The following is a 7324-nucleotide window of genomic DNA, read 5'->3' as shown; positions in this document are numbered from 1 at the left end:
CCAGAATCTGATCCAGCCAGAAGTAACCTTCTTTACCGCTACTTACGTCTTTGGTAAAGTTCATGTCCAGCAGAATCACATCGTACTGCTCGTTGCTAATTGTAGCGGGAATGGCTCCCGGATTCTTTTCAGTATCTACCTGAAGAAAGTGTCGCTTCAGAAAAATCTTGGCGGCTTGTAGTACATCTTCATTGTCATCTACAATCAAGATTTTACCGGTTTTATTAACAGTTCTGCTCATGAGCAATATGGTGTTAGAGTGTTAATGTGTTCAAGTGTTATAGTTTCATATCACTTGTTATTATTTATTAAACATTGCACCCGGTGCAAGGATAAATGCCTTTTCAAACTCCAGTTTTCGGTTTTCGGTCTCCGGATTCTGACTATGCTTTGCCAAAGATTGTACCTAATAAGAAAGCGAATCAGTTACTTAACAATTGGTGAGGGCTAAAAACTAAGCATACGCAATAGAATTCAACCTTTTCTACTTCCAAATACTCTTTGCTGATTCAAACATCTGTATCCGATTATGAACTGTTAACGTACATAAGCGTACAAAGGCTGTTCGTTTCCGTACACTTCTCTCTGGCTAAAAGGGCTAAATAAAGGGGTTGAGCGCAGTTTTTAGTTTTGGCACAGTGTTCGTAACTCTGGTAATTGAATAATAGTAAAAACAATAACCTCATCGTTTTATGAACACTTCTTTTACGCTGCCACTTCGTTAAAAAGCCTCGTGACAATGCAAAGTAACTAGATCAAAAACGACAACTTATTATTTCACCACTACTGAGCTACCACACAGCCTTTTACAAAAAAAAATTACACCGCACAAGATTCAGATAAGTTATGGGAATGGACCGAAAAATAAAGAAGAAAACATGGACAACCGGACGTCTACTCGGGATTGGTCTCGGGTTGGTCTTTGTGTCCTTTATCCTTTATAGTTTTCTTTTTGCTGATAACCGATCTAAGTTAAATGTAGATGAAGAAAAGATAACCGTCTCTACAGTGGAGCAAGATATTTTTCAGGAGCGTATTCCAGAGACTGGCATCGTAATGCCAAGCCAAACCATCTTTATGGATGCCGTAGAAGGTGGTGTAGTTCGCGAAATTATACTGGAATCAGGTGCTTTGGTAGAACGGGGCGACACGATTATGATACTGGATAACTCTAGGCTGCAACTAGATGTAATGCAACGGGAATCTTCATTATACGAGCAGCTCAACATCATGCGGAACACTCGCCTGGGCCTTGACCAAAACGATATTAACCAGAAAACTCAATTAGCCCAAATTGATTATCAACTACAACTGTTAGCCCCTCAGTACAATCGCTTTAAAGAACTGGCTGGCAAAAAACTGATTTCTCAGCGTGAACTAGAGGAAGTGGAAGAACAGTACGAATATAATAAGCGCCTGAAAGACTTAACTTACCGCTCTTATCAGTCGGATTCGGTTTCTCGCTCTATGCAACTTCGTCAAATTCGCCTATCGGAAGATCGGATGAACCGAAGTTTGGAAGCAGTTGGAAAGATTTTAGATAACCTAGTGGTTACGGCTCCTACTGATGGCTTACTGACTACTCCTGATTGGGAACCAGGTCAATCAATTACGCCGGGCGAGCGATTAGGGCAAGTGGCCTTACTCGATAGCTTTAAAGTACGAGTGGCTATTGATGAACTTTACTTACCCCGTATTGATGTCGGGCAACAAGGTACGTGGGACTGGAACGGGAACACCTATCGTTTGGAAATTTATAAGAAGTATCCGACGGTAAGTGAAGGTAATTTTGAAGTAGACATGAAATTTATTGGTGGCGACCCGGCGGGCATCCGCCGAGGGCAGTCGTTGCGTATTCGCCTGGAGTTGGGCTCTTCGGAAGAGGCAATGTTATTGGCTACCGGTGGGTTCTTCCGCGACACCGGAGGAAACTGGGTGTTTGTCCTTAATAACGACGGGTCAAGAGCGTATAAGCGAGACATTCGGCTGGGTCGTAAAAATCCCGAAAACTACGAGGTGTTAGAAGGCTTAGAGCCAGGTGAACAAGTGATTACATCTTCCTACGAGAATTTCGGAGATAATGAAGTTCTGGTCTTTTGACGGAGACCGGAAACTGGAGACCGGAAGCCGGAGATTGAGAAAGAGCTAAAAGAAGAAGATGATAAGGAAGTTTGAGGATTTGGATGTTTGGCAAGAAAGTTTTGAGCTATCTGTAAATCTATGCAAGCAATTGAGGGAAAATAGAAATTATGGTTTACGTGATCAAATTCAACGGTCAGCAATTTCAATTCCTTCCAATATTGCCGAAGGGTTTGAACGGAAGTCAAACAAAGAGTTCATACAGTATTTGCATATTGCCCAAGGTTCGTGTGCCGAACTAAGAACTCAACTTATGATTACAAAAGAAGCTCAATTATTGGAAATCACCGATACAGGTAAACTAATTGAAAAAACACGAAAAATTTCAGCCATGCTACACAAACTAATTCAGACCAGAAAAACCAAATTTTAACCTACGTTTCGTATTCCGGTCTCCCGTTTTCGGACTCCGGTCTCCAACTCCTAAATCCCAATACCTTTAAAATTAACAAAATCATGATTCGCACAAACAACTTAAAGAAAGTATTCATCTCCGACGAGGTAGAAACTACCGCCCTGAACGATATCAACATTGAGATCAAGTCGGGCGAATTCGTCGCCATTATGGGACCTTCCGGCTGTGGTAAATCTACCCTGCTTAACATCTTAGGATTATTAGACAACCCTTCTTCCGGTGAGTACCACTTCATGGATCACGAAGTGGGAAACTACTCGGAACGGCAACGGGCCCAGCTAAGAAAAGGAAATATTGGTTTCGTTTTCCAGAGCTTTAATTTGATTGACGAACTCACTGTATTTGAAAACGTGGAGCTTCCGTTATTATACCTAAAGGTGCCTTCGGACGAACGAGAGAAGAAGGTGAATGCCGCGCTAGAACATATGAATATTATGCATCGTCGCAATCACTTTCCGCAGCAGCTATCGGGTGGTCAGCAACAACGGGTGGCTATTGCCCGAGCGGTAGTGGCCAATCCTAATTTTATTCTAGCGGATGAGCCAACGGGTAACTTAGATTCTACCAACGGCGAAGAAGTAATGAATCTATTGTCAGAACTGAACAAGGCTGGAACTACCATTGCCATGGTAACGCACTCTCCCCACGATGCCACCTATGCCAACCGAATTATTAATTTATTCGATGGCATGATCGTAACTGAAAACATTAAGGAGAAATTTCACGTGTAATCTTTTAATAAGTAGTTTGTAGAACTGAAAAGCGGCAACCCTCACTTCGATAGGGCGTCGCTTTTTTTTATTTGCTTACCATTCTACGAGAGTTCTTACTCTCTTCACGTTCCATTTCCATCAGAATACGCTCAACGAAATTTCTGAAAGCTACTCCGTGTTTGTCGTATTGTTTTTCCATTTTCAGTAAAAAGCCTGGGCTTTGGCATAACCGTTCAATTCGGTCTCGGCCAGTCTGCCCAATATCGGGTGAGAGGGAGGCCTGTATGACTGACATATCCTTAGGAAAATAGTAGAAAAATAGTAAAAAGGGTAGTTCAGCAGCGACCATCGCTATCGGCACCAAAGTAAGACCAACCGCACTTACAAGAATGCCGGCTGTATTTTTATTAGACGTCACTAGCTCAGTATGCTGTATGTGTAGTCGTAGCGAACTTGTTTCGGGGTTAGTACAGCTTTGGAGACGGTAGCGATTGGGTTCAGTATTATACTGATGAATCAGCATGGCTAGCTCGGCATCAATATGCTGGCGTACTTCGCTTGTCACTCGTGGTCCATAGGTCACGCATAACCCTAATTCTTGTACGCCTAATCCTGGTACCATAGCTAGGCGAGGTGGCGAGCAAGCGGCGGTAAAGCAGATTATAACGATTAGAAGTCGGAATAAATATCTCCTATTCATAATAGTGACTTGCTGAAAAATCAAAGGTAGCTACCACAGTGAATGGTAGCTGGACAAAAAGCCTAAATACCCATCGATGTAAGAGATGGCTGAGAATTCTCTCGACTGTTCATTCGCGCACAACCACTGTTCGGTTGTGAACACTCTTTATACAAATACTCATAGTAAATATCTGATTATCAGTAAGATAATATGAGGTATATTTCTTGGACTAAAGAAACGAACCCATAATTCTACTTCCTATGATCAAAAACCTGCTCAAAGTTGCTCTTCGTAATATTGGTAAAGATCGTATCTACAGCCTACTTAATATTCTGGGTCTAACTCTCGGAATCACCTGTAGTTTGTTTCTACTGTTGTATCTGCTCAACGAGCTTAGCTACGACCGATTTCACACCGAGAAAGACCGAATTTACCGGGTAGTAACTCACTTCACCGAAACCGATAATCAATTTACCTGGCCAATTGCCCAGTTTCCACTGGCTCAGGAACTGGAAGAAAAGTATACTGAGATAGAGCATGCTATCCGCTTTAGAGGGGCAGGAAGAGAGCTGTTTGAAAACCCGGACCGGGACGTACGGTTCTACGAAGAAGATTTTTACTACGTAGATTCTACCATTTTTGATGTATTCGACTTTTCGCTGTTGGCTGGTAATCCGACCACGGTTTTGGTCAAACCTAATACCGCCGTATTAACGCAGGAGACCGCTCAAAAATATTTTGGCAGTGACGATCCGGTAGGGCAAACTTTTATCAACGGCGACGAAACCTACGAAATCACTGGACTAGTAGAAAACGTCCCCAATAATTCTAGTCTAGAGTTTGATGCGCTACTCTCGCGAGCCACATTACCCGATGAAATGGATGGCTGGGGAGGTTGGGGCGTTGGCACCTATTTACTTCTAAAGGAAGGCACCAGCCAAGCCGATGCTGAAGAGGCTTTAGCCAGTGTAAATAAAGAGCGGGTTGTCCCTATTTTTGAGAACTACGGTGTAACGATTCGGTATTGGTTGCAACCTCTGGAAGACATGCACCTAAAATCAGAGTTTGGTGAAGGAGAAGCTGGTTTGGGTGATATTTCTTATATCTATATTTTTGGAGCAGTTGCTTTGTTCATTCTTATCATCGCCAGTATCAACTACATGAATCTGGCTACTGCTCGGGCTACCCGACGGGCTAAAGAAGTGGGTGTTCGCAAAACGATGGGTTCATTCCGGAGCCAACTCATCAGCCAATTCCTAACCGAATCAATTCTACTAACGATGATAGCTTTAGTTATCAGCTTATTGTTGGTAGCTGTCTTACTATCGCCGTTTAACTTACTAGCGGGTACTGAGATCAGTTTTTCGTTTTTGCTGCAACCGCAGATCATTCTGGCCTTCATTGGTATTACCTTACTCGTAGGGATTGCCGGAGGTAGTTATCCCGCCTTTTATCTCTCTAAGTTTAATCCGGCTTCAGTACTGAAGGGGAACATAACGCGTGGTACCGGTAATGCGCTACTGCGTAAAGTATTGGTCGTTGTGCAATTCGCCATTTCTATCGCTATGCTAATCTGCACTTGGATTGTTTACGATCAGCTTCAGTACCTGCGTGACACTGATTTAGGCTTCGATCAAGAACAAGTGCTTATCGTGACTATGCCGGATTCTACCATTCGGGCAAATTACGAAGTATTGCGTAATCGGCTCAAAGAGAGCCCAAGTGTGCTGGAAGTATCTACTTCTTCTTCTCGTCCCGGTAGTGGATATGGAAAAAATCTGATGTTCGTAGATAGTCCCGAAGGAAAAGTGGAGCGGGGTGTGGATCAGTACCGCGCCCACTATGATTACCTGGAAACTATGGGTATTGATGTAGTGGAAGGGCGTAGTTTCTCGCGAGAGTACGCTACCGATACTGCAGCCGTCATGGTAAACGAATCAATGGTAGCCCGGATGCAATGGGACGACCCGATTGGCAAGGAGTTTACGTTTATGGGCGGTGACGAGCCCGGACCGACCTTCTCAGTGATAGGCGTATTTAAAGATTACCACCAGCAATCGTTGTATAATCTTATTGATCCATTAGCGATTTTCTTTGATGAGCCTAGCTTCTGGCTTAGCATCAAAGTCTCGCCTGGAGAAGTAACCAAAACCTTAGCCTACGTGGAAGATGCCTGGACGGAAGTAAATGCCGGTAAGCCCTTCTCGTATGAGTTTCTGGACGAAGAGTTTATGTCGCAGTACGAAACCGATCAGAAGCGAGGTAAAATTTTCACTATGTTTTCTGCTTTCACGGTGGTGATTGCCTGCTTAGGATTACTTGGACTAGCTGCCTACACTACCGAACAACGCGCCAAAGAAATCGGCATCCGTAAGGTGATCGGGGCGAGTGTTCCCAATATCGTCGGGCTGATCTATAAAGATTTCTTTATCTTGATTGTCATTGCAATGGTGATTGCTTTCCCCATTGCCTACTTTGCTATGGATAGTTGGCTCAGCGACTTTGCCTATCAGACTAATATTAAATGGCTCACGTTTGTAGCCTCTACCTTACTTACGCTAATTATTACCCTAGGTGCCATCAGCTTCCACACGCTACGAGCGGCTACGGCCAATCCGGTGAAATCTTTGAAAAGCGAATAACTTCTACAATGAACAATTGAGAATGCACTAGTTACTTTTTGGCTGCTAATTGTACATTGTTCATCGCAAATGTTAATTGAGTGAACTTATGCTAAGAAACTATCTATCCATTGCCCTGCGGAATTTCCGTAAACAGAAAACATTCACCTTGCTCAACGTAGGTGGTTTGGCGATTGCTTTGGCTACGGCTACGCTGGCCTTACTATTCATTCAGCATGAATTTAGCTACGACCGTTGGGTACCTAACCAAGAGAATATTTATCGGGTATACCGAGAGTGGTCACCCGGCAGCGGCAACTCCTACACCCCACATATACTGGCAGAAACGTTACGGGAAGAATTTCCTGAAATTATTAGTGCAGTGCCCGTTAATGAGGGTAAAGAATTACTAGTGAGTACTGTAGAAAAACCTGATGGCGGAATATATGTCGACCACGTTGGTTTGGCCGACAGCACTTTCTTAAAAGTATTTCCTTTTCCGTTGAAGTACGGCAATCCTGAAAATGCTCTTCAGAATAATCATTCCATGCTACTTAGCGAGCCACTAGCGCAGCAGTTGTACGGCGATCGCAACCCGGTGGGAGAAATACTGCGATTCAATGACCAAGATGACTACCTAATTACGGGCGTAATGGCTGAGTTTGCGGGAAATACGCATTTTGATGTAGATATGATAGGGCGGGATACGACCTTTTTCTATGATTCCTGGACTGGGAATAACCCTGCGACCTAT

The 7324-nt window shown here is 43.5% G+C and carries 7 protein-coding genes; 5 read left to right on the top strand and 2 right to left on the bottom strand.

Features of this window, described 5'->3' with window-relative positions; genetic code table 11:
* A partial coding sequence (locus WBA23_RS17210) for a response regulator (RefSeq protein ID WP_424583522.1) occupies positions 1-241 on the bottom strand: 241 nt, incomplete at its 3' end.
* Between the two features lie 611 nt (positions 242-852).
* On the opposite strand from WBA23_RS17210, the gene WBA23_RS17205 reads away from it, so the two are divergent.
* From WBA23_RS17205 to WBA23_RS17195, 3 genes are all read left to right on the top strand, one after another.
* Positions 853-2100, top strand: a complete 1248-nt coding sequence (locus tag WBA23_RS17205; RefSeq protein ID WP_424583521.1) for an efflux RND transporter periplasmic adaptor subunit — start codon at positions 853-855, stop codon at positions 2098-2100.
* Between the two features lie 79 nt (positions 2101-2179).
* A complete protein-coding gene (locus WBA23_RS17200) occupies positions 2180-2512 on the top strand; it encodes a four helix bundle protein (RefSeq protein WP_424583520.1) in 333 nt (110 codons plus the stop codon).
* Between the two features lie 83 nt (positions 2513-2595).
* Positions 2596-3285, top strand: coding sequence for an ABC transporter ATP-binding protein (locus tag WBA23_RS17195; RefSeq protein ID WP_424583519.1), 690 nt, complete (start codon positions 2596-2598; stop codon positions 3283-3285).
* 67 nt (positions 3286-3352) lie between these two features.
* Here the strand turns inward: WBA23_RS17195 and WBA23_RS17190 are convergent, their stop codons facing one another.
* Positions 3353-3889, bottom strand: a complete 537-nt coding sequence (locus WBA23_RS17190; RefSeq protein ID WP_424583518.1) for a hypothetical protein — start codon at positions 3887-3889, stop codon at positions 3353-3355.
* Positions 3890-4209: 320 nt separating this feature from the next.
* Here WBA23_RS17190 and WBA23_RS17185 point away from each other — a divergent pair, with 320 nt between their 5' ends.
* Entirely contained in the window at positions 4210-6591 is a 2382-nt protein-coding gene (locus WBA23_RS17185; RefSeq protein ID WP_424583517.1) for an ABC transporter permease, read from the top strand.
* 88 nt (positions 6592-6679) lie between these two features.
* Positions 6680-7324, top strand: a 645-nt coding sequence (locus WBA23_RS17180) for an ABC transporter permease (protein WP_424583516.1), incomplete at its 3' end; no start/stop codon positions are given.

Source organism: Tunicatimonas sp., from assembly GCF_049647865.1.
GTDB lineage: Bacteria > Bacteroidota > Bacteroidia > Cytophagales > Cyclobacteriaceae > Tunicatimonas.
The sequence above is the reverse complement of the archived record's forward strand: the minus strand, read 5'-3'. Positions and strand labels throughout refer to the sequence as shown.

What these genes read in the sequence shown, in the direction of transcription:
- WBA23_RS17205 (WP_424583521.1), top strand. Translation starts at nt 853, where the DNA reads ATGGACCGAAAAATAAAGAAGAAAACATGGACAACCGGACGTCTACTC.
- WBA23_RS17195 (WP_424583519.1), top strand. Translation starts at nt 2,596, where the DNA reads ATGATTCGCACAAACAACTTAAAGAAAGTATTCATCTCCGACGAGGTA.
- WBA23_RS17190 (WP_424583518.1), bottom strand. Translation starts at nt 3,889, where the DNA reads ATGGTACCAGGATTAGGCGTACAAGAATTAGGGTTATGCGTGACCTAT.
- WBA23_RS17185 (WP_424583517.1), top strand. Translation starts at nt 4,210, where the DNA reads ATGATCAAAAACCTGCTCAAAGTTGCTCTTCGTAATATTGGTAAAGAT.